Annotated in this window: 13 protein-coding genes and 1 pseudogene; 9 read left to right on the top strand and 5 right to left on the bottom strand. The window is 73.7% G+C overall.

Annotated elements, in window-relative coordinates; genetic code table 11:
- Positions 1 to 426, bottom strand: a pseudogene (locus ACMA1D_RS19535) (hypothetical protein); the annotation flags it as partial.
- 1178 nt (positions 427 to 1604) lie between these two features.
- Here ACMA1D_RS19535 and purN point away from each other — a divergent pair.
- From purN to ACMA1D_RS19495, 8 genes are all read left to right on the top strand, one after another.
- Positions 1605 to 2255, top strand: coding sequence for a phosphoribosylglycinamide formyltransferase (gene purN, locus ACMA1D_RS19530; RefSeq protein WP_414725290.1), 651 nt, complete (start codon positions 1605 to 1607; stop codon positions 2253 to 2255).
- Positions 2252 to 3817 (top strand): bifunctional phosphoribosylaminoimidazolecarboxamide formyltransferase/IMP cyclohydrolase, encoded by a 1566-nt coding sequence (purH, locus tag ACMA1D_RS19525; protein ID WP_414725280.1) that lies wholly within the window; start codon positions 2252 to 2254, stop codon positions 3815 to 3817. The genes purN and purH overlap by 4 nt, the downstream gene beginning before the upstream one ends.
- A 152-nt stretch (positions 3818 to 3969) precedes the next feature.
- Positions 3970 to 4842 carry a bifunctional methylenetetrahydrofolate dehydrogenase/methenyltetrahydrofolate cyclohydrolase gene (locus ACMA1D_RS19520; RefSeq protein WP_414725279.1) on the top strand — a complete coding sequence of 291 codons (873 nt, stop codon included), beginning with the start codon at positions 3970 to 3972 and terminating at the stop codon, positions 4840 to 4842.
- 29 nt (positions 4843 to 4871) lie between these two features.
- Positions 4872 to 5369: a DUF3017 domain-containing protein gene (locus tag ACMA1D_RS19515; RefSeq protein ID WP_414725278.1), complete on the top strand. Its 498-nt coding sequence runs from the start codon at positions 4872 to 4874 to the stop codon at positions 5367 to 5369.
- Positions 5370 to 6290: 921 nt separating this feature from the next.
- Complete coding sequence (locus ACMA1D_RS19510; protein WP_414725277.1) at positions 6291 to 9716, top strand: DUF2690 domain-containing protein; 3426 nt, start codon at positions 6291 to 6293, stop codon at positions 9714 to 9716.
- 217 nt (positions 9717 to 9933) lie between these two features.
- Positions 9934 to 10764: a hypothetical protein gene (locus ACMA1D_RS19505; protein WP_414725276.1), complete on the top strand. Its 831-nt coding sequence runs from the start codon at positions 9934 to 9936 to the stop codon at positions 10762 to 10764.
- Between the two features lie 370 nt (positions 10765 to 11134).
- Positions 11135 to 12034 (top strand): macrolide 2'-phosphotransferase, encoded by a 900-nt coding sequence (locus ACMA1D_RS19500; RefSeq protein WP_414725275.1) that lies wholly within the window; start codon positions 11135 to 11137, stop codon positions 12032 to 12034.
- 889 nt (positions 12035 to 12923) lie between these two features.
- Positions 12924 to 13913: a malate dehydrogenase gene (locus ACMA1D_RS19495; protein WP_414725274.1), complete on the top strand. Its 990-nt coding sequence runs from the start codon at positions 12924 to 12926 to the stop codon at positions 13911 to 13913.
- A gap of 607 nt (positions 13914 to 14520) precedes the next feature.
- Here the strand turns inward: ACMA1D_RS19495 and ACMA1D_RS19490 are convergent.
- Positions 14521 to 15747 carry a metallophosphoesterase gene (locus ACMA1D_RS19490; RefSeq protein ID WP_414725273.1) on the bottom strand — a complete coding sequence of 409 codons (1227 nt, stop codon included), beginning with the start codon at positions 15745 to 15747 and terminating at the stop codon, positions 14521 to 14523.
- A 348-nt stretch (positions 15748 to 16095) separates the two neighbouring features.
- On the bottom strand, positions 16096 to 16875 hold the full coding sequence (locus ACMA1D_RS19485; RefSeq protein WP_414725272.1) for a hypothetical protein: 780 nt from the start codon (positions 16873 to 16875) through the stop codon (positions 16096 to 16098).
- Positions 16876 to 17077: 202 nt separating this feature from the next.
- Here ACMA1D_RS19485 and ACMA1D_RS19480 point away from each other — a divergent pair, with 202 nt between their 5' ends.
- Positions 17078 to 18580, top strand: a complete 1503-nt coding sequence (locus ACMA1D_RS19480) for an aldehyde dehydrogenase family protein (protein WP_414725271.1) — start codon at positions 17078 to 17080, stop codon at positions 18578 to 18580.
- 826 nt (positions 18581 to 19406) lie between these two features.
- On the opposite strand, the gene ACMA1D_RS19475 is transcribed toward ACMA1D_RS19480, so the two are convergent.
- Positions 19407 to 20156, bottom strand: coding sequence for an isocitrate lyase/PEP mutase family protein (locus ACMA1D_RS19475; protein ID WP_414725270.1), 750 nt, complete (start codon positions 20154 to 20156; stop codon positions 19407 to 19409).
- Positions 20156 to 20641, bottom strand: a complete 486-nt coding sequence (locus tag ACMA1D_RS19470; protein ID WP_414725269.1) for a carboxymuconolactone decarboxylase family protein — start codon at positions 20639 to 20641, stop codon at positions 20156 to 20158. The genes ACMA1D_RS19475 and ACMA1D_RS19470 overlap by 1 nt, the downstream gene beginning before the upstream one ends.
- Positions 20642 to 20659 lie beyond the last annotated feature (18 nt).

Below are 20659 nucleotides of genomic sequence, written 5' to 3'. Positions count from 1 at the left end.
GCCCGGGGTCTGCGGGGTGGCCGGCGGCTGGCCCTCGCCGGCGGCGCCGCTGTCGGAGCCGCCGTCTCGGCCGCCGGCGGGCGTGCCGTCCTGGCTGCCGCGCGGGTCGTCGGCCGGGCCGCTCGGGCCGGCGTGCGGGCCGCCCTGGCCGGCGGAAGCGGCGGGCTGCTCGTCCTCGCGACGGCCGCCGACCGGCTCGCTACCGCGCGGGTCCTCGGGCCCCCGGCCCGCGCCCGGCGCCGCGGGCGCCTGACCGGACGCCTGGCCGGGCCGCTGGCCCGGCTGTGCGTCCTGCGGCTGGTGCGGCTGGTGTGGCTGTTGCGCCTGCGGGCGGCCGTCCCGGTCGTCGCCCGGGGAGGCGGCCGACGACGGGGGCCGCTGGTCGCGCAGGAGCGGCGCGACGCGGGGCGTGTCGGCGTACCTCATCGCGTCCCCCCGCTGCGGACGGAGGACTGTGGGAAGCGGTGAGCCGCGCGGCGGCATGGGTCCGGCATGTGGAGTGTGTCTTCCCCTTGTGTCGTCGTCCCGCGTGCCGGGCCTGGTGGCCCGGCGGTCCCCGGCCGGCCTGGGCGCGGGCGGGACTGTGGTTCCCACGTCATCAGCGAATCCCCCGATCGATCCGCACGGCCCCGCCCCTGCCGGCCCCGGACATCCGGTGATTTTCCCGGGCCTCCGGGGCGGATCCTCCGGTTTTCCCGGCGGATTCGCAGTCCAGACGCTACCTCCCGCGCGCGCCCCCGTCCCGTGGGGGCCGTTCCGTGTGCCGGTATCGTTGCCGACGGTCGATCGCTTCGTAGAGTTCCCTGGAATTCTGTGTTCCGCGATCTCGTACGACCGTACAAAGCCTTGCTGGCGGTGGAAAGGCGGTGGAAAGGCCAGGTCAACCACCGGCCAGTGGCTCGGTGACCAACCGGGCGGCCGGCCCCGCCGGGCCCGTCCGTCCCTGTCCGCCCCAGCCCGTCCCGGGTCGCCCGAGAGCGTCCCCGTCCACTCGGACCGCCCCGGTTCGCCACAGTTCGCCCCAGCCTCAGCCCCTGCACATCCGCTCCGCCCGATCCGACCGCTTCGCCCGATCAACCGCTCCACCGGCTCCACCCGCTCCGCCCACCTCGCCCCACCCGTTCCTCCGCCCCGCCCCGTACGCATCCGCCCGTCGGGGCCGGGACCGGCACCAGCCCGCGCGGGCCAACCGGGCCGCCCGGCCCCCGCGGACCCGCCGCGTCCACCGGCCGGGCCCGGTCCGTACCGGCCGATCCGATCCGGCCGAGCCGCCGCGGCCCCCGCAGGACCGCAGACCCCGTACGACCCGCAAGATCCCGCACCACCCCGTTCGCGTGACCCGCAAGACCCGCGTGACCTGCAAGACCCGCTGCACCCCGCGTGCGGACCCCGCATTTCGCGTGCGGCACCGTGCGCGAACCACGAGAGAGAGACCCGCTGTGGCCGCCCCGCCCCCCTCCGCGTCGGCCGGTGCCGACCGCGCCGACGCCCCGACCGCCTCCGCGGCCCCCGCCGCCTCCGCACCCCGGGCCACCGCCGACGGGCCCGCCGCCGAGCAGGCCCTGGCCACCGCTGAGCAGGCCCCGGCCGCCGGGAGCGCCGCGCTGACCGTCGCCCCGCCGCGCGCCGACGGCCGCCCCGCCCGGCTCGTGGTCCTGGTCTCCGGCTCCGGTACGAACCTCCAGGCACTGCTGGACGCGATCGCCGCCGACCCGGACGGCTACGGCGCCGCCATCGTGGCCGTGGGCGCCGACCGGAGCGACATCGCGGGGCTTGAGCGTGCCGAGCGGGCCGGCCTGCCGACCTTCGTGTGCCGGGTGAAGGACCACGCCAGCCGCGCCGACTGGGACCGCGCGCTGACCGCGGCGACCGCCGCGTACGAACCCGACCTGGTGGTCTCGGCTGGCTTCATGAAGATCGTGGGCCCGGAGTTCCTGGCCCGTTTCGGGGGGCGGATCGTCAACACGCACCCCGCGCTGTTGCCGAGCTTCCCGGGCGCCCACGGGGTGCGCGACGCGCTCGCCTACGGCGCCAAGGTCACCGGCTGCACCGTCCACTTCGTCGACGACGGGGTCGACACCGGACCGATCATCGCCCAGGGCGTGGTCGAGGTCCGGGATGAGGACGACGAAGACGGGGGGGCCGCTCTGCACGAGCGGATCAAGGAAATCGAGCGCAGGCTGCTCGTCGATGTCGTGGGGCGCCTGGCCCGACACGGCTACCGCATTGAGGGACGAAAGGTAAGAATCCCGTGACCGTCGAAGGTACGAAGCGGCCCATCCGCCGCGCGCTGGTCAGCGTCTACGACAAGAGTGGCCTGGAGGAGCTGGCACGCGGCCTGCACGCGGCGGGCGTCCAACTCGTCTCGACCGGCTCGACGGCCGGGAAGATCGCCGCGGCCGGCGTGCCGGTGACCAAGGTCGAGGAGCTGACCGGGTTCCCCGAGTGCCTGGACGGCCGGGTCAAGACGCTGCACCCGCGCGTACACGCCGGCATCCTCGCCGACCAGCGCCTGGCCGACCACCGCGAACAGCTCACCGAACTGGGCGTGGAGCCCTTCGAGCTGGTCATCGTCAACCTGTACCCGTTCGAGGAGACCGTCGCCTCCGGCGCCGACCCCGACGCGTGCGTGGAGCAGATCGACATCGGCGGCCCGTCCATGGTCCGCGCCGCCGCCAAGAACCACCCGTCGGTGGCCGTCGTCGTCAACCCCGACCGCTACCCGCAGGTGCTCGCCGCAGCCGCCGACGGCGGCTTCGACCTCGACCAGCGCAAGCGCCTGGCCGCCGAGGCGTTCCAGCACACCGCCGCCTACGACACGGCCGTCGCCTCCTGGTTCGCCGCCGACTACGCGTCCGACGGCGCGGACTTCCCCGGCTTCATCGGCGTCACCTACGAGCGCAAGAACGTGCTCCGCTACGGCGAGAACCCGCACCAGGCCGCCGCCCTGTACACCGGCGGCTGCGGCGGCCTCGCCGAGGCCGAGCAGTTGCACGGCAAGGAAATGTCGTACAACAACTACGTCGACACCGACGCCGCCCGCCGCGCCGCCTACGACCACGGCACCGACCAGGCGTGCGTGGCCATCATCAAGCACGCCAACCCGTGCGGCATCGCGGTCGGCGCGGACGTCGCCGAGGCCCACCGCAAGGCCCACGCCTGCGACCCGCTGTCCGCCTTCGGCGGCGTGATCGCCGTCAACCAGCCGGTCACCGTCGCCATGGCCGAACAGGTCGCCGAGATCTTCACCGAGGTCATCGTGGCCCCGGACTACGAGGAGGGCGCGGTCGAGGCGCTCGCCAAGAAGAAGAACATCCGGGTGCTGCGCTGCCCGCAGGCGCCGACCGCGCCGGCCGAGTTCCGCCCCATCGACGGCGGCGGCCTCGCCCAGGCCAAGGACGTCTTCCAGGCCGAGGGCGACGACGCGGCCCACTGGACGCTGGCCACCGGCGACGCCCTGGACCCGGCCGAGCTGGCCGAGTTGCAGTTCGCCTGGCGCGCCTGCCGCGCCGTGAAGTCCAACGCGATCCTGCTCGCCAAGGACGGCGCGACCGTCGGCGTCGGCATGGGCCAGGTCAACCGGGTCGACTCGGCCCGGCTCGCCGTGCAGCGCGCCGGCGAGGAGCGGGCCCGTGGCGCGTACGCCGCGTCCGACGCCTTCTTCCCCTTCCCCGACGGCCTCGAAGTGCTCACCGCGGCCGGCGTCAAGGCCGTCGTGCAGCCCGGCGGCTCGGTCCGTGACGAGCAGGTCGTGGAGGCCGCGAAGGCGGCCGGCGTGACCATGTACTTCACCGGCACCCGCCACTTCTTCCACTGAGCCCACCGGCCGGCGGGCCCCCACCAGGGCCCGCCGGCCGCGCCGCAACCCCGCCGTTCCCCAGCTCGCACGGGACCGCCCCCGGGGTGCGGGTCCGCCCGACCCGCACCCCGGGGGCGCACCGGTCCCCGCTTATCCAGGAGGATGGGTCCATGACCGCCCAGATTCTCGACGGCAAGGCCACGGCCGCCGCGATCAAGTCCGAACTCACCACCCGCGTCGAGGCGCTCAAGGCGAAGGGCGTCCAGCCGGGCCTCGGCACCCTGCTGGTGGGGGACGACCCGGGCAGCACCTGGTACGTGGCGGGCAAGCACCGCGACTGCGCCCAGGTCGGCATCGCCTCCATCCGGCGCGAACTGCCCGACACCGCCACCCAGGAGGAGATCGAGGCGGTCGTCCGCGAACTCAACGACGACCCGGAGTGCACCGGCTACATCGTCCAACTGCCGCTCCCCAAGGGCATCGACACCAACCGGGTGCTTGAGCTGATGGACCCGGCCAAGGACGCCGACGGGCTGCACCCGATGAGCCTGGGCCGGCTCGTGATCGGCGAGCCGGGCCCGCTGCCCTGCACCCCGTACGGGATCATCCAACTCCTGCGCCACCACAACGTGCAGATCGACGGCGCGCACGTCGTCGTCGTCGGCCGCGGCATCACCGTCGGCCGCTCCATCGGCCTGCTGCTGACCCGCAGGACCGAGAACGCGACCGTCACCCTGTGCCACACCGGCACCCGCGACCTGCCGGCCCTCCTCAAGCAGGCCGACATCGTCGTCGCCGCGGCCGGTGTGCGTCACCTGATCAAGGCTGAGCACATCAAGCCGGGCGCCGCCGTACTCGACGTCGGCGTCAGCCGCGACGAACACGGCAAGATCGCCGGCGACGTGGACCCCGGCGTGTCCGAGGTCGCCGGCTGGCTCTCGCCCAACCCGGGCGGCGTCGGCCCGATGACCCGGGCGCAGTTGCTCGTCAACGTCGTCGAGGCCGCCGAGCGGGCGCTCGCCGCGGACGCGGCGCAGGACTGAACCAGGAGCGGGGAGAGGGGCCGTCAGCCATGAGTGCGCACGCGAGCGGTGAGGGCGGCACGGCCGCCGCAGCAGCGCTGTCCGGGGCCGCGCAGGGCCCACGGGCCGGGACGGTGGCCCAGCGCCACTCCGGCCCTGGGCGCCCCTCGCGCAGATTCCCGCTGATCACCCGGGACACCGCACGGCCCGAGGGCGGCGGTCGCGCGGCCAGCGGCCAGGCCCCGGCACCGGCCCGCCAGTGGCCGCTGCTCACGGTGCTCGCCGGGGTCGCCGCCGGGCTGCTCGTCGTCGCGTTCGACGCGCACCGCGCCGGCACCCTGGTGATCGGCGTCTCGCTGCTGGTCGGTGCGGTGCTGCGGTGGGTGCTGCCGTCGGTCGGCATGCTCGCGGTCCGGTCGCGCTTCACCGACATGGTCACCTACGGCCTGCTCGGCACCCTGATCACGCTGTTGTCGATGATGACGCAGCCCGATCCGTGGCTGGAGATCCCGTTCCTGGAGGACGTCGTCCACTACACGGTCCGTTGACGCGCCGCTGACCGCCGCTGGTCCGCCAGCGCTTCCCGCCAACCCGTTCCGTCGGGCCGTTCCGCCGGCCTCGCGCGCGTACGCGCACGCGTAGGCCGCGGGCCCAGCGGTGGCGCCGGAGCGGCGGCCGTGACGGCGCCGGCGCGAGGATCGGCACCACACACGACGGCGGCTCGCCCTCCACCCCCGTGGGAGGACGAGCCGCCGCGTGCTGCGCCCGGGCCCGCCCCCCGTACCAGAAGTGACGGCCACTGACGCGCGGTACAGCAGTGTCGCGCTGGTGTCGTGGTATCACGCTGGTGTCGCACTGGAGCGCGGGTGTTCCCGGTCGCGTTTCGAACTGTGTACGAGCATCACCGCCGCGCTCGACGCGGATCAAGCGCGGGGTTGGCCCTGTGGCGCGGAAGTGACTGTTCCGGTACGGCGTTGCAGTTGCGCAACGGAACCGCCCCGAACTGGCACTTCGCCACCTCCACCGGGCCCGAACGGAGCCCTGCGAGGCCGCCTACGGGATGGGGGACGCGGGGGTGGGCGCACGGGTTGATCTCAGCGACGGGCCGGGGCTGCCGCGGGGCGCACGGGAGGCAGTGCCAGGGCCCTGCCGGGGCCATGCACGGTACGCGCGCGGAGGGTTCGCCCCCGGGGGCCGCGCACGGGGCGCGTACGGACCACGCAGTGGGCGTGCGTACGCGCGCGTACGAGGGCGGGCTGCCGGCCGTCGGGCCGGGCCGCGGACGAGGCGGCGGGACCGTGACGGGGGGCGCCGCGCAGCGCCCCGAATGGGGGAACTGTCATCCTTGGGCATGGCCTGTGCACGACGGGACGTCACGTCGCTGCACGGCGCACCGGCCCGGTAGGGGCCGGCACACCGTGGGCCCGAGGCGCGGCCGACGGGCAGAGAACGACAGGGGGGTTGGGGAGATGATGCCTCGCTGGGACGAGCTTCCTGAGGAACTCGATCCGCGCGTAAGGGAGTTCACGGAGAAGCTGCGCGAGCTCATCGACGACGCCGGGCTGAGCACGGCCGCGGTCGCCGACCGCACCGGGTACGGAACGGCCGCCTGGGACCGCTATCTGACCGGCGACACGCTCCCGCCGCGCGCCGCACTGACGGCGCTCACCGCAGCGGCCGGGACCGATCCGAGCGCACTCACCGCGCACTGGGAAGCGGCGGACCGCGCGGTACGGGCGGCCCGCCGGCAACCCGACACGGCGTCGGGCCCGCCCTCCCCGACCGCGACCGCGACCGTGCCCAAGACGCCGGGGCCCCGGGCCGCTGATGTGGTGCCGGCCGCGCCGCGCGTGCCCGACGGCGGGGACTCGGCTGCGCCGCGCGTGCCCGATGGCGCGGCGTCGGAGCCCCGTACGGCCGCCGGCGCCGGGCCGGCTGCGCCGCGCACGGCTGACGCTGCGGCGCAGGCTCCCCGTACCGCCGCCGATGCGGCTGCCGTGGCCGCGGGCCCCCGCCCGGGTGCCGCGGCGAAGGGTGCGCCCCGTACGACGCCGCTGCGGGCGATGGCGGGGCCCGCGAAGCGGCGGGCCAAGGGCTCGGCCGGTGCCTCGTGGCGGGCCCTGCGCGGGCGGCTCACCACGCAGCACGGCGAGCCCCCGGCCACGGCCCGCCCGACCGCGGCCACTCCGCCGCCGGGCGCCGGGATATCCGGCCAGGCCGCACCCGGGGCCACACCGGTGACCGCGTCGGGCGGTGCGCCCGCCCAACCGCCCAGCACGGCGCGCCCGGACGCCCCCGCCGACGCCTCCGCGCCGCTGCTCACCGACGACCCCACCGACGCGCCCCCGCAGCGCGCCGCGGACGCTGCCGCGCGGCCCGGCCCGGACGCACCGGATGCCCTGGATGCCCCGGGCGTCCCGGGTGCACCGGACGACCGCGACACGGAGCCTCCCGTCGGTGCCGGCGCGGGCCGCGTGGACGACCTCGACGCGGGCGACCCCGAGGCCGTCCTCGACGCGGGCGATGACTCGGACGCGGGCGACTCGGGGACCACCCCCGGCGCGGGCGGCGGCCCAGACCCGGCTGATGACGTGGACGCCGGCAGCGACCTTGGCACAGGCCACGGCTCCGGCACGGGTGACGGGGCTGGCGTACGCGACGGCTCCGACGCGGGTGACGGGGCTGGCGTACGCGACGGCGCCGACACGAGCGACGGCCCCGGTGTACGCGACGGCTCCGGCGAACCGGGCGCCTTCCGTCCGGGCTCGGTCCCCGCGGCGGCCCGGACGGGCCAGCCGAACGGCCGCACCGTTCCGCGTGCTTGGCCGGTGCTCGACCGGGAACGCGCGTTGGACACCAGCGGGGCCGCCGCCCCCGCCCCCACCCCCACGCTCAACTGGCACCTGACCCACACCCCGGCGCGCCCGACCGCCCCGCACCCCGCGGCGGCCCGCACCCGCACGACACCCCCCGAACCCGCTGCCGCCTTGGCTACCGCTGCCGAATCGATCAACCTGACCAAACCCCCGGCGCCGCACACCGAACGCGACCGGCCGAGCATCGCGGACGCGCCGTCCGACGGAGCCACTGGCGAGCCACGCGCCGGGGACGCGCGGGAGGCCGGGGCCGCGGCGGTCACGCCGAGCCCGGCCACGGCCCCGGGGCCCGAGCCGGAACCAGCCCGGACCGTGGGCAGGGCCGCGCCCACGGACGTGGACGGGGCGGGCGACGCCGACGCCGTTGACGCCGACGCGCTGCACGACGCCGTACCGGCCGGCTGGGACGCCTCGGACGCGGACACCGCCGTACGGGACGCGGACCCCGCCGAAGACGACGGGCGAGCCGCCGCCGCGTACGCCTCAGCCGATGCGTTCGTACCCGGCATGGAGACTGCCGCCCCGCAGCCGGCCCGAGCAGCCGGCGACGCGGACGACGACGGGGACGGCGACAGGGACGGCGGCAGGGACGGTGTCGCGGGCGGGGAAGGTGACGCGGATGCGGGTGTGGGTGCCGGTACGAGCGCGGGCGCGCGCGTAGGCGTTGATGCGGACGCGGACGCGGAGATGGGCCCAGACACGGACACGGGCCCGGGCCCGGAGCCGGGTCGGGGCTCGCGCCTCGGCGCCGTGGAGGCCGCGCGGGCCGGCGGTCCGTTCGCCGACGGCACCCCCGCTGCCGGTGCCCCGCCGGTCAACCCCTTCGCCACTGGCGGCTTCGGCCTGGCGGATGCCGACGCTGACGCGGAAGAGCCGCCGCGCGCCCCGCGGCTGGCCTGGCCGCGCAACCTCGCGCTGCCGACGCCGAGTCCGGCGCTGCCGCCGCGCGTGCCGCAGGAGGACGCCCGGCCCACCGGTACGGGCGAGCGGCCGGCGAAGCAGCCGTGGCCGTTCGCCTCGACGACGCCGGCGCGCCCGACCGCCCCCGGCACGTCCGACCTGCGCACGCCCCCGACCGGCACGTCCACGCCCCGTACGCCCCCGACCGGCACCTCCACGTCGCGTACGTCCCCGACGGGCACGTCGACACCGCGCACGTCCAAGTCGCGTACGTCCACCTCGCGTACGGCTGCGTCACGCAAGTCCACCTCGCGTACGACCGGATCGGGTACGGCTGGATCGCGTACGACCGGATCGTCCGCGACGGCCGCACCCGCCTCCTCCTCGCGCGCGCCCGCGCCCGCGGGGTCGGGTGCGGGGACGCCCGCGCGGGGAGCGCAGGGGGCGGCTGCCGACGTGGGCGCGGTGGCGGCGATGGGGATGCGGTCCGCGGGCCCGGACCGCGGACCGCGGGCGTCGGCGGCTGCCGGCGGCAAGGGCGCGCGGGACGCCGCTTCCACGGGCCATGCCACGGCCACGGCCGCGGCGGGTGGCGACGATGACGGGGCCGTGGATTCGCGGCCCGTGGACGGGCGGTGGCACCGACTGGGCATGTTCCTGGCCGGCGTCGTCGGGGCCCTGCTGATGGTCGCCGGCGCGGTGCTCGTCTTCGACCTGCGCCTCGGCGACGGCGGGCGGAAGAAGCCCGCGGCGTCGCCCTCGCCCACCGTGCAGTTGCCCGCCGGGGTTCACTGCACGGGCGCCGCGTGCGGCGGCAAGGACCCGGAGGCGATGGGCTGCGGCGGTACGCACGCCACCACCGTCACCGATGCGATGGTCGGCCCCGCCTACATGGAGGTGCGGTACAGCAAGGTCTGCGGCGCGGCCTGGGCCCGGATGGCCCGGGCGGGCGTCGGGGACGAGGTGCGCATCCGGGGCGACGCGGGGGGCACGGAGCGCCGCGCCAAGGCGGACGCCGACGGCGACGCCTACACCTCGATGGTGCCCGTACGTTCCGCGAAGGCCGCCACGGCCTGCATCCTGCGCACGACGGGCGACCGCGGCTGCACCCAGCAGTAGGCGGCGGGCGGGGCCGGGGACGTGGGGGCCGCGCCAGGGCCCGGCCGTGGCGCACGGCGGTCGTGGCGCGCGGCCGGTCCCTGGACCCCATACGGGCCGGGCGGGCCGTACGCTTCGGCCCGGCCCACCCCCCCGAACATCCGGCCCATCCGCAGAACGCCCGACCAATCGCCGGAACGCCCGTCCCGACAAGCTGATTTCCGCAATGCTGGGGCAGATGACAGTGAGAGAACCTGACGACGCCCGTGCGGCCGGCCGTCGTTCCCGGCACGTCGTGGCGACGCTCCTCACCTGTGCGGCGATCGGGGCGGCGATCGTCCACGTCATCGATCCCGACCTCAGGGTCGACGGCATCACCGTCGCACTGTTGGTGGTGGCGGTACTGCCGTGGCTGGGCGAATTGTTCGACAGCATCGAATTGCCCGGCGGGGCCACATTCCAGTACAGGCAACTCGCCGACCGCGTACAGGTCGCCGAGGAACGCACCACGCACATCGAACACGCCGTCGACGGGGCATCACATGCCGCGCGCGTCGCACTCGTTTCGGCCGGCAGTGCGACCGCGGGGGAAACCGGCGCCGTCATCGCCGGCGAATCGGTCGAGAAACTGGCCGCCGAATACGGCCGGGTGCGCGCCACGATGGCCAGCGGCAGCGCCCGTACTCACCGCATGGAACGCATCTTCGCCGAACTCGCCGCCACCGCCCCCTACGTGGCCGACTTCGACGTCGAAGCCTCTCTCGGCTCGGCCGACCCCGGCATTCGGCTCGCCGCGTACGCACGGCTCTACGCCGTTCCCGACAGCGCCAGACTGGACGCGCTGGCCGCCGCGGTCCTGTACGAACAACTCGCCTTCAACCAATATTGGGGATTCCAGGCGATGGGCGTACTCATCGACGAGAAGGGGCCCGATCGGGTACCGATCGGAATCGTCCGCGGGCTCCAGGCGCGCCTGGCGGAACTCCCCGTCGAGAGCGACCGCGCGAGCGCACTCCACCAGGTACTGGCCAAATTCGAGCCGCCGCCAGGACCCCGCCGTTCGGCATGAAGACCCACCATCACGGACCGGCCGTTCGGGAAGACGGGTGGGCCAAGGGGTAGCAGCCGGGCGGGGGAATCGCGTCGGCAAGCGGGGAGCCGGTGGGGAATCGCATGGGGAATTCGGTGCGAAACGTGGGGAATTCAGTCTGGCACAAGGAAAATCCGGTGCGGCACGTGCGGAATTCGGTGCTGTGACGCCTGCGAAGTCTGCGATGCCTGCGAAGACTGCTGTATCTGCTAAGTCTGCGATGCCTGCGACGTCCGCAGCGCCGGGCGGACCGGGGCCGGGACCGACCGCGGAACAGCCACCCGGCCGGCCCGGCAGGCGCCGGGAAACGCGCTGGAAGTCGCGTGCGCGCGGGTGAGACCGTGGCCCGATGAGCACGATCGATGACGTCATCGCGCTGGCCGCCGCCCACGGCCTGGACCTCGCCGCGCGGGGCGCCACCGCGAACGAGGCGGGCCTGGACTACCGCGTCGTCATGGCCGACGACACGACCGGCCGCAGATGGGTGCTGCGGGTGCCGCGCCGCGCCGACGTCTCCGCGGGCATGGCGGCCGAGGCGCGCATCCTCGACCTGGTCGCCCCCGTCCTGGCCGCTGACGGCATCGCGGTACCCGACTGGCAGGTCCGCGCCCCCGAGCTGATCGCCTACCCGGCCCTGCCCGGCGCCCCCGGCCTGACCCTGACGGACGCCGGTGAGCCGCACTGGCACATGGACCCGGCCAGCCCGGACTACGCCGAACGCCTGGGGCGGCTGCTGGCCCGCCTGCACTCCATCAGCCCGGAGCGGGCGGAGGCCGCGGGCGTGGAGGTCCGCACCCCGGCGCGGGCCCGCCAGGCGTGGCGGGACGACGTCGCGCGCGTGTGCGCGGCCTTCACCGTCGCGCCCGCCCTCGCCGAGGCGTGGCACACCTGGCTGGCGGACGACACCTGCTGGCCCGAACGGACCGTGATGACCCACGGCGAGATCTACCCCGCGCACGTGCTGTTCGCCGCGGAAGGTCCGATCACCGGGGTCCTCGACTGGACCACCGCGCGCGTGGACGACCCGGCCCGCGACCTGTCCGCGCAGTACGGCGCCGCGGGTCGCGAGATGCTCCAGGTCACCCTCGCCGCGTACGAGCAGGCGGGCGGGCGCGTCCATGCCGGCCTGGTGGCCCAGGCCGAGCACCTGTGGGACGCCTCCCCGATCGGGTACGCGCTGTACGCGCTGACCACCGGGGCCGAGACCGACCTGGCCACCGCGGCGGCGCTGCTGAACCCCGAGGGCTGACGGCCTGCCGGAGCTGCTGCGCGGCCGGCCTGCTGTCCGGCTGGGCGCGCGGTCCCGCCGGGCGCACGGTCCCGCCGAGTGCGCGGTCCCGCCGGTCTTGGCGTCGTGTGGGGCTGGCGTCGTGTCTTGCGGGGCTTGGGGCTCCCCGGGGCCCGGGTGCCACGGATTCGGGGCCCCGCCGGGCGCTGGTCTCCGTGGGGCTCGGGGATCGTCGTACGGGCAGTCCACTGACGCATCGTCAGGCTTACGGGTCTACTTTGCCCCGATCTGTTGCGGAATTGCGTAGGGGGCGTGGTCGTTCCGTGATGGTGCGAGGTGCGGGGCATGGGCACGCCAATGCTGGGCAAGCGACTAGTAACCCCCCACGGGTACGGCAAGCCGCAGGCGGCCGTCCGCGTCTCCTCCTGGAGGCGGACGGCCGCCGCTGGCGTTGAGGGGCGGGGGAGCGGCAGAAGGCGCGCGCGGGCGGAGGCGGGAGACCCCACGGGGCGCGGGGACGCGGGGACATCGATGCGTGGGATACCGGGTCGCGGGCTGCGGGGCGCGGAGCTGCGGGAAACGTGGGGATGTGGGAGACGCCGAGGCACGGGGACGCCGGAGCCCGGCTGCCCCGGGTCGGCGGGCGAGCGGTCGGGAACGGCGCCCGAGAAGCACACCCGTACCGACTCATGGGGCCTCCTACGACCGCGTACTGCCCCGTACGGCCCCGTACGACTCGCTTCCGTGCCAGCCCGCGGCCCCGCCGCCATGCGTCCGGTGAGGTGGGACACACCGGGCCGCGGAATGGGTGTGCGTCGCGTCGGATAGCCTGACGCCGGGTCTCTCGATACCAAGAGACCTCGGAAAATGGGCAGGGACACCCACCGCTAGCTCGCAGCAGGAGATTGCCATGACCCGCACTCCCGTCAATGTCACCGTTACCGGCGCGGCCGGCCAGATCGGCTACGCGCTGCTCTTCCGCATCGCCTCCGGCCACCTCCTCGGCGCGGACGTGCCCGTCAAGCTCCGCCTCCTGGAGATCCCGCAGGGCCTGAAGGCCGCCGAGGGCACCGCCATGGAGCTGGACGACTGTGCGTTCCCGCTGCTGCGCGGCATTGACATTTCGGACGACCCGAACGTGGCCTTCGACGGTGCCAACGTCGCCCTGCTGGTCGGCGCCCGCCCGCGCACCAAGGGCATGGAGCGCGGTGACCTCCTGGAGGCCAACGGCGGCATCTTCAAGCCGCAGGGTGCCGCGATCAACGCGCACGCCGCGGACGACATCAAGGTCCTGGTCGTGGGCAACCCGGCCAACACCAACGCGCTGATCGCCCAGGCCGCCGCCCCCGACGTGCCGCGCGAGCGCTTCACCGCGATGACCCGCCTGGACCACAACCGCGCCGTCTCGCAGCTCGCCCAGAAGACCGGCACGCCGGTCAGCGAGATCCGCAAGCTCACCATCTGGGGCAACCACTCGGCCACCCAGTACCCGGACGTCTTCCACGCCGAGGTCGCGGGCAAGAACGCCGCCGAGGTCGTCAACGACGAGCAGTGGCTGGCCGACACGTTCATCCCGACGGTCGCCAAGCGCGGCGCCGCGATCATCGAGGCCCGTGGCGCGTCCTCGGCCGCCTCGGCCGCCAACGCCGCCATCGACCACGTCCACACCTGGGTCAACGGCACCGCCGACGGCGACTGGACCTCCATGGGCATCCCCTCGGACGGTTCGTACGGCGTGCCGGAGGGCCTCATCTCCTCCTTCCCCGTCACCACGCAGGACGGCACGTACAAGATCGTGCAGGGTCTGGAGATCAACGACTTCTCGCGCGCCCGCATCGACGCGTCGGTCAAGGAGCTCGAAGAGGAGCGCGAGGCCGTGCGCGGCCTCGGCCTGATCTAAGTCCCCTGCGCAACGTCCGCCCCTCGCGCCGCGGCTGCGCCACGACACCGCGCCCCCGCAGCGCCCCGCCCGGTTGCGGGAGCAGTGGCGCGTGACCTGGACGTACGCACGGACACGAAAGGCCGTTCCCGGCATCTGCCGGGGGCGGCCTTTTGCCGTACGCCGACCCGCTGCGGACCGGCGAAGGGGTACGGCCGGGCGCGGTTCGGGTGTGGGCGGTGGGCGGTGGGCGTGGACGTGGGTGTGGGGACGGGGTGGGCTGCCGTGGGTGGGCGGCGTACGCATCGGTCACACCTCGGCCGTACGGGGCGGCTCCCGGGGCGGTGTGGGGACGACGCACCGGCAGCGACGCGCGAGAGAGCGCTTGTCCACAGGGCTGGTGCCATCCCTCACCCGAGTTATCCACAGGTACGAGCCCCGATCCCCGCGCCGGCCCCGATTCCCCTAACGTCGAACGCGCCGCCCGATCCACCGGCCCGGGAGCGCCCCCAGCGGTCCGCCGCTGCGGTGCTGCCCCGTGCCCGGATGCCGGGCCGGCGCGGGCACGGCGCGATGGGGCCTGCCCGCGGGCCGCGGCGGCTGGTGTGGCAGTTGGTGTGGCGCAGCGTCAGGCGTGGGCGCGCAACTTCGAAGTGGAGGTGAAGGTATGCACACGGTGCGCGGTGGCGGTGTCCACGTCCACGGTGTAGACGTCGACGGTCAGCTTGCCGGCAGACGCCTTGAGCAGCATGAAGCCGTGCTCGGAGAAGTTCTGCCAGCGCGCCGGGTGATCGCCGTGTGCCTTGCCGTCGCCCTTCTTGCCCGCAGTGCCGCACACGATCTGCCGGGTCCCGCGCGAGCGCTTCGTCGGCTCCAGGATCTGCTGGGTGTGGTCGTGACCGGACAGGATCAGGTCGGCCCGCCCGCACACCACCTCTTCGTACAGCTCCTTGAGGTGCACGCCGCTGGTGTAGTGGCCGATCGTGAACCCGTCATAGCTGCCCGCACTGCCGTGCTTGCCGTTGTTCAGATACGGGTGGTGTCCGATGACGATCTTCCACTTGGCGCGGGAGGCGCTGAGCGCCTCGTCCAGCCAGCGCCGCTGCTCGCGCATGTACGGGCCGTTCCAGCGGAAGTACGGGTCGAGCTGGGCGACGGTGGAGGCCACCGGGTTGGTGTCCAGCGCGAAGAACTCCACGACGGGCGCCCCGCCCCGCCCGGCCGGCAGCGCGGTCGAGTAGTAGCGCGCGGGCATGTGCCAGCGGCGCGACGTGGTCGCATAGGCCACCTCACGGTCGCCGCGCGACGGGTCGCCGCCGCTGCCGGGGATGAGGCCGGAGCAGTCGTGGTTGCCGAGCACCATCAGCCACGGCACGTCGATGCCCGCGTTGGGCTGCTCGAACTTGGTCTGGAACTCGTCGTCGTGCGCAGACTCGGGGCCGTTCTCGTACAGGTTGTCGCCCAGCCCGATGGCCAGCCCGACGCGCTCGGCACGGCACACCTTCTTGGCCGCGGTCGCGACGGCGTACTGCGCCTTGTTGCCGGTGCCAGCGTCGCCGGTGACCAGCACGGCATACGAACCGTCCCGGCCGGGCCTGGTGGGCAGCGGGAACTTGGTGACGGGCGTACCGCTCGCCTTGGCGACCTGCGCCGCGTGAGCCGCCTGGGGCAGCAGCGTCAGCGCCGCGGCACCGGCCACCGCGCCACCGAGCACGGCCCGCCGCCGCACGCCCGATTCGCCGTCGGCTATGGGCGCCGGGGTTGGCCGACCCGTGGTGGTGATGCTGTCGTCGAGGTCAAGCCACTGCCGTTCGGTGAGGTCCGGCCGAGGAGGGGTGTATTCGTCATCGCACATGCCAAGTTTCTCGCAGGTAACTTCGACCCAATGGTGGAGGCATGGCGAACGTGAGGTGAAGCTCTGCGGGCTGGGCTGGGCTGGGCTGGGGGTCGGGAGCGGCGGCTTGGGTGGGGCGGGGGCGGGCTGTGCTGGGAGGGGAGGGGGAGTGGGGGAGGGCGGGGAGGGGGAGGGGGAGCCCCCCCGCAGGTGTCAAAACCCGAGCCCTACCTCAACCCAGCCCCACCACCCCACCCACGAGCCAACCCCCGTCAACCCACCACAACCAACCCCGCCACAACCCCCAACCAATGCCCAACCCCAACCAACCCCCAGCCCCAACCCCCAACCACCCCCCTACTCCCCGAACTACCCCCCGAGCTGGGCTTCCAGCTTGTCCACGTCGATGACCTCGGTGGCGGGCGGGGGCGTGGTGACGACGGGCTTGTCGTAGTCGCTGATCTCCACCGTGCCGGGCTCGCTGCCGCCCTCGACGACGATCTTCACCGGGTAGGGGGTGCCGGTGGCGGCGACGTACATGGTCTGCTTCTCGCCGTCCTTCTCGGCGGGGCTGTTCAGGGGCACGACGAGCTGGTCGCCGATCTTCGTGGGTTCGCCCTTGGTCAGCTTGTCCTTCGAGTCGTCCGAGGACTTCATGCCGGACTGCATCGAGGACAGGTCGCACATGTCGGCGTTGCCCTTGAGCATGGCGTTGTCGGTGGTGCCGTGGATGTAGCGGCCCTTGAGCAGTTGGGCCGCCATGGCGCCGTCCTTGCCGCCGGCGACGTCGGGCTGCTGCCAGAACTTCTCGTTCGGCTTCATCCAGACCTTGTTGCCGGCCTTGATGATCTCGGAGCTGGCGCCGGCGCCGTCGCCCACGGTGCCGTTGCAGTCACCCTTGTTGTCGAGGGCCAGGTTCATCTTGAGGCCCTCGGTGCCCGTGCCCTGGTCCATCTTCATGCGCAGCGAAGTCGCCTTGAGCAGCGCGTCCTTGGCCTTGTCCGAAATCTGCTGTGCCGTGAGGTCGGCCAGTTCGTTCTTGGGCTCCTGCGACGCCTTGTCGTCCTTGCTGTCGCTGCCGCAGGCCGTGACGCCGAGCGCCGCGATGACACATACCGCCGCGGCGAGTACGCCGTGCTTCCTCTTCATGGCGAGATTCCTCCGCTTGTGGTGACTGGCTGAAATGAATTTATCAGTTCTTTACTAGTCAAAGTTCGCGCGGACTGACCACGGACCGTGAAGCAGGACACTTTCTTCAGCCATGGCCGCATACCTGTAAGACTTCCGGGGAGGACTTTCGGTTGCTGTTGTGACCAGCAGGAATCCCGGGAGAAGCGGAAGGCGGGACACCGTGTCGGCGATCGAGTCCATCCAGATTGACGGAGAGTGGCGAGCGGCCCTCGGCGGCGCCCAGCGAGAGGTGTGGGATCCCGCGGATGCGACCACGCTCGCGCGAGTGGCTGAAAGTGATCGGTCGGACGTGGACTTGGCCGTCGCCGTGGCGCGCCGGGCCTTCGATGACGGCCCCTGGCCGCGTACGCCGGTCTCCGAGCGCGCCGCCCTCCTCCGCCGCGTCGCCGATCTCCTCCAGCGCGATCGCGAGACGATCGCGCTGGTCGAGAGCCGGGACACCGGCAAGACACTGGAAGAAGGCCGGGTCGACGTCGACGATGTGACCGCCGCCTTCCGCTACTTCGCCGATCTGGTCGTCAGCGAAGGCGCCGGCCGGGTCGTGGACGCGGGCAGTTCCGAGGTGCACAGCGTGGTCGAGTACGAGCCAGTGGGCGTCTGCGCGCTGATCACCCCGTGGAACTACCCACTCCTCCAAGCGAGTTGGAAGGTCGCCCCGGCGCTGGCCGCCGGCAACACCTTCGTCATCAAGCCCAGCGAGATCACCCCGCTCTCCACCGTGCACCTGGTGCGGCTGTTACTGGAAGCGGGGCTGCCGGCCGGCGTCGCGGGCCTGGTCACCGGCGCCGGCGACCCGGTGGGCGCGCGCCTGGCCGAGCACCCCCAGGTGGACCTGGTCTCCTTCACCGGAGGGCTGGCCAGCGGTACGAAGGTGGCCCGGGCCGCCGCCGCCACCGTCAAGAAGGTCGCACTCGAACTCGGCGGCAAGAACCCCAACGTCGTCTTCGCCGACGCCTGCGCCACCGACGAGGGCTTCGACACCGCCGTCGACCAGGCGTTGAACGCCGCGTTCATCCACAGTGGCCAGGTCTGTTCGGCCGGTTCCCGGCTGATCGTCGAAGAGTCGGTACGGGAACGCTTCGTGGCCGAACTCGCCCGCCGCGCCGAGCGGATCGAGCTCGGTCGCGGCACCGAGGAGGGCGTCGAGTGCGGACCGCTCGTCTCCCGTCAGCACTGGGAGAAGATCCAGGCGTACGTCGCGTCGGCGCTCGCCGACGGTGCGGTGTTGCGCTGCGGCGGCGGCCGACCCGAGCCCGCCGCGCACCGCCCCGCCACCGGCTTCTTCTTCGCCCCGACCGTGCTCGACCACTGCCACCGCAACATGCGGGTGGTCCGCGAAGAGACCTTCGGCCCGCTGCTGACCGTCGAGACCTTCCGTACGGAGGAGGAGGCGGTGACGCTGGCCAACGACACCGAGTACGGGCTCGCCGGCGCAGTCTGGACCACGGATGCGGGACGCGCCCGCCGGGTCGCGGGGCGGCTGCGGCACGGCACCGTGTGGATCAACGACTACCACCCGTACCTGCCGCAGGCCGAGTGGGGCGGGTTCGGCAGGTCAGGCGTGGGCCGGGAACTCGGCCCGACCGGGCTGGCCGAATACCGCGAGGCCAAACACATCTACCAGAACCTGGCACCGCGCCCGGTCCGCTGGTTCACGGGCTGAGTCTGCGCCCGCGCGTTCGCGGGGGTGACATCCACCATGCGCAACCCGCGCCGGCCGACAGCCAGAAGCCAGAAGCCAGAAGCCAGAAGTCGGACGTCGGAAGTCGACGACTGGAAGCCTTCAACCGGAAGCTGATGACCAGAAGCCGACAGCCCAAAGCCACCACCCAGCCCGCGAGAAGCAAGAAGAACCAGCCCGCAAGAAAGCAGGGACAGGAAACAGAAAAGAGCCGCCGAGACAACCACCAACGTGATTGCCCCGACGGCCCGCCGCGGCGCCCCCGTGCACCGCGGCCCTTCCCTGGGGCCGGTCGCCTGACCAGGGCTTCGACCCCGTGGCCCGGCCGCCCGCTGGGCAGTCGGACCGAGTGTCCCGCCACTGCCCTTCCGGGCGGCGGGACTTCCCCGTTGTGCCGTGCCACCCCCGTGGCGGCGCGGCTCCCCCGTGCGGTCCGGCACCTCTCAGACGGCCGGACCTCCCCCGTTCTCCCCCGTGTTGCCGCGCCCCGGCCAGGCGGCGCGCGGCTCCCCGTAGGCCACGCCGCCCCCGCAGACGTGGCACCCCCCTGGGCCCGCCCCGCAGGCCGCGGCCGTGTGCTGCCGCCGCCCACGGCGAATCCGTACGGATCCGGCCCGTGGAACCGCAGGCCGCGCATCTACGCGGCCCGCGCTCCGTTCATCGGCCGGTGGAACGGCCCCCGTCGTACGCACATCCCCCGTCCGTACGCGCCCGTTCCACCGGCCCGCTGTGGGCCCCCGCCGCCGGATGGACCGGCGGCGGGGGCGAGAGGCGCCAGAACCCCCGTGTCCGGCGCCCCGCTGTGGGGCTACGCCCGCGGCTGGGCCGAGCGCAGTTGCTCGGCGTGGCCACGGAGCGCTTCCATCGCCTCGTGGAACAGTCCGGGACCGAAGGTGATCCGCGTCGCGCCCAGTTCGCCGAGCTGGGCCGGGGCCGGGCCGCCGGGCAGGAAGGCCACGTTGAGCGGCGCGTCGATGCCCTGTGCCAGTTCCTTGACGAGCTCCACCGGCGCCAGGATCGGGTAGATCACGTCCGCGCCGGCCGCCAGGTACAGCCGAGCCCGTTCGATCGCCGCGTCGGCGGTGGTGTCGCCGCTGAGGAAGGTGTCGACGCGGGCGTTGATGACGAGCTGGTCGCCGGCCGCCTCGCGCACCTGCGCCAGCCAGTCCGCGTGCTGCTGCGGGTCCTTGAGCTGCTTGGCCGCGAGGTCCGTGTCCTCCAGGTTGCAGCCCACCACGCCCGCGGTGAGCAGCCGCTCGACCAGCTCGGCCGGCGCGAGCCCGTACCCGTCCTCGACGTCGGCCGACACCGGCAGGTCCACCACCCGGGTGATGCGGGTGATCGCCGCGAACATCTCGTCCACCGGCGTGCCACCGCCGTCCTCGTAGCCGAGCGAGGCCGCGATGCCCGCGCTGGGTGTGGCGAGCGCCGGGAAGCCGACGTCGGCGAAGACCCGCGCGCTGGCCGCGTCCCACGGGCCGGGGAGGATCAGCGGGTCGCCGGGGGCGCGGTCCTGGTGCAGGGCGAGGAAGGCGGCGGCGGTGTTGGGGGAAGACATCACAGCTCCTCAGAAGGCGGGTTGCCGGGGGACATCCGCGTGGTCACGCTGATCCGGTTCCACGCGTTGATCGTGATGATGAGGCTGACGAGCTGGGCGAGCTCGGCGGCTTCGAAGTGCTGGGCCGCCCGGTCGTACACCGCATCCGGTACGAATCCGTCGGTGAGGACGGTGACCGCCTCGGTCAGCGCGAGCGCCGCCTGTTCCTTGGCGGTGAAGTACGTGGGTGACTCCTCCCAAGCGTTGAGCAGGTATATCCGCTCCTCGCTCTCTCCCTCCGTCCGGGCGTCCCGGGTGTACATGGTGATGCAGAAGGCGCAGTGGTTGATCTGCGACGTGCGAATCTTCACCAGCTCGATCAGGGCGGGGTCGAGCCGCCGCCTGGCCGCCGCGTCAAGATTGATCATGGCCTTGTAGAACTCGGGTGCGAGGGCGGGCAGTGCCATCCTCTGCTCCCGTCTCCGGGCCGTTTCGCTCGTCGACATGCCCTCACGCTACGGCGG

The organism is Streptomyces sp. 796.1 (genome assembly GCF_047525675.1).
Classification (GTDB): Bacteria; Actinomycetota; Actinomycetes; order Streptomycetales; family Streptomycetaceae; genus Streptomyces.
Note: the sequence above shows the minus strand (reverse complement) of the source record. Positions and strands in the feature narration are given on the sequence as shown.

What these genes read in the sequence shown, in the direction of transcription:
- ACMA1D_RS19495 (WP_414725274.1), top strand. Translation starts at nt 12,924, where the DNA reads ATGACCCGCACTCCCGTCAATGTCACCGTTACCGGCGCGGCCGGCCAG.
- ACMA1D_RS19500 (WP_414725275.1), top strand. Translation starts at nt 11,135, where the DNA reads ATGAGCACGATCGATGACGTCATCGCGCTGGCCGCCGCCCACGGCCTG.
- ACMA1D_RS19470 (WP_414725269.1), bottom strand. Translation starts at nt 20,641, where the DNA reads ATGTCGACGAGCGAAACGGCCCGGAGACGGGAGCAGAGGATGGCACTG.
- ACMA1D_RS19505 (WP_414725276.1), top strand. Translation starts at nt 9,934, where the DNA reads ATGACAGTGAGAGAACCTGACGACGCCCGTGCGGCCGGCCGTCGTTCC.
- ACMA1D_RS19520 (WP_414725279.1), top strand. Translation starts at nt 3,970, where the DNA reads ATGACCGCCCAGATTCTCGACGGCAAGGCCACGGCCGCCGCGATCAAG.
- ACMA1D_RS19485 (WP_414725272.1), bottom strand. Translation starts at nt 16,875, where the DNA reads ATGAAGAGGAAGCACGGCGTACTCGCCGCGGCGGTATGTGTCATCGCG.
- ACMA1D_RS19510 (WP_414725277.1), top strand. Translation starts at nt 6,291, where the DNA reads ATGATGCCTCGCTGGGACGAGCTTCCTGAGGAACTCGATCCGCGCGTA.
- ACMA1D_RS19490 (WP_414725273.1), bottom strand. Translation starts at nt 15,747, where the DNA reads ATGTGCGATGACGAATACACCCCTCCTCGGCCGGACCTCACCGAACGG.
- ACMA1D_RS19475 (WP_414725270.1), bottom strand. Translation starts at nt 20,156, where the DNA reads ATGTCTTCCCCCAACACCGCCGCCGCCTTCCTCGCCCTGCACCAGGAC.
- ACMA1D_RS19515 (WP_414725278.1), top strand. Translation starts at nt 4,872, where the DNA reads ATGAGTGCGCACGCGAGCGGTGAGGGCGGCACGGCCGCCGCAGCAGCG.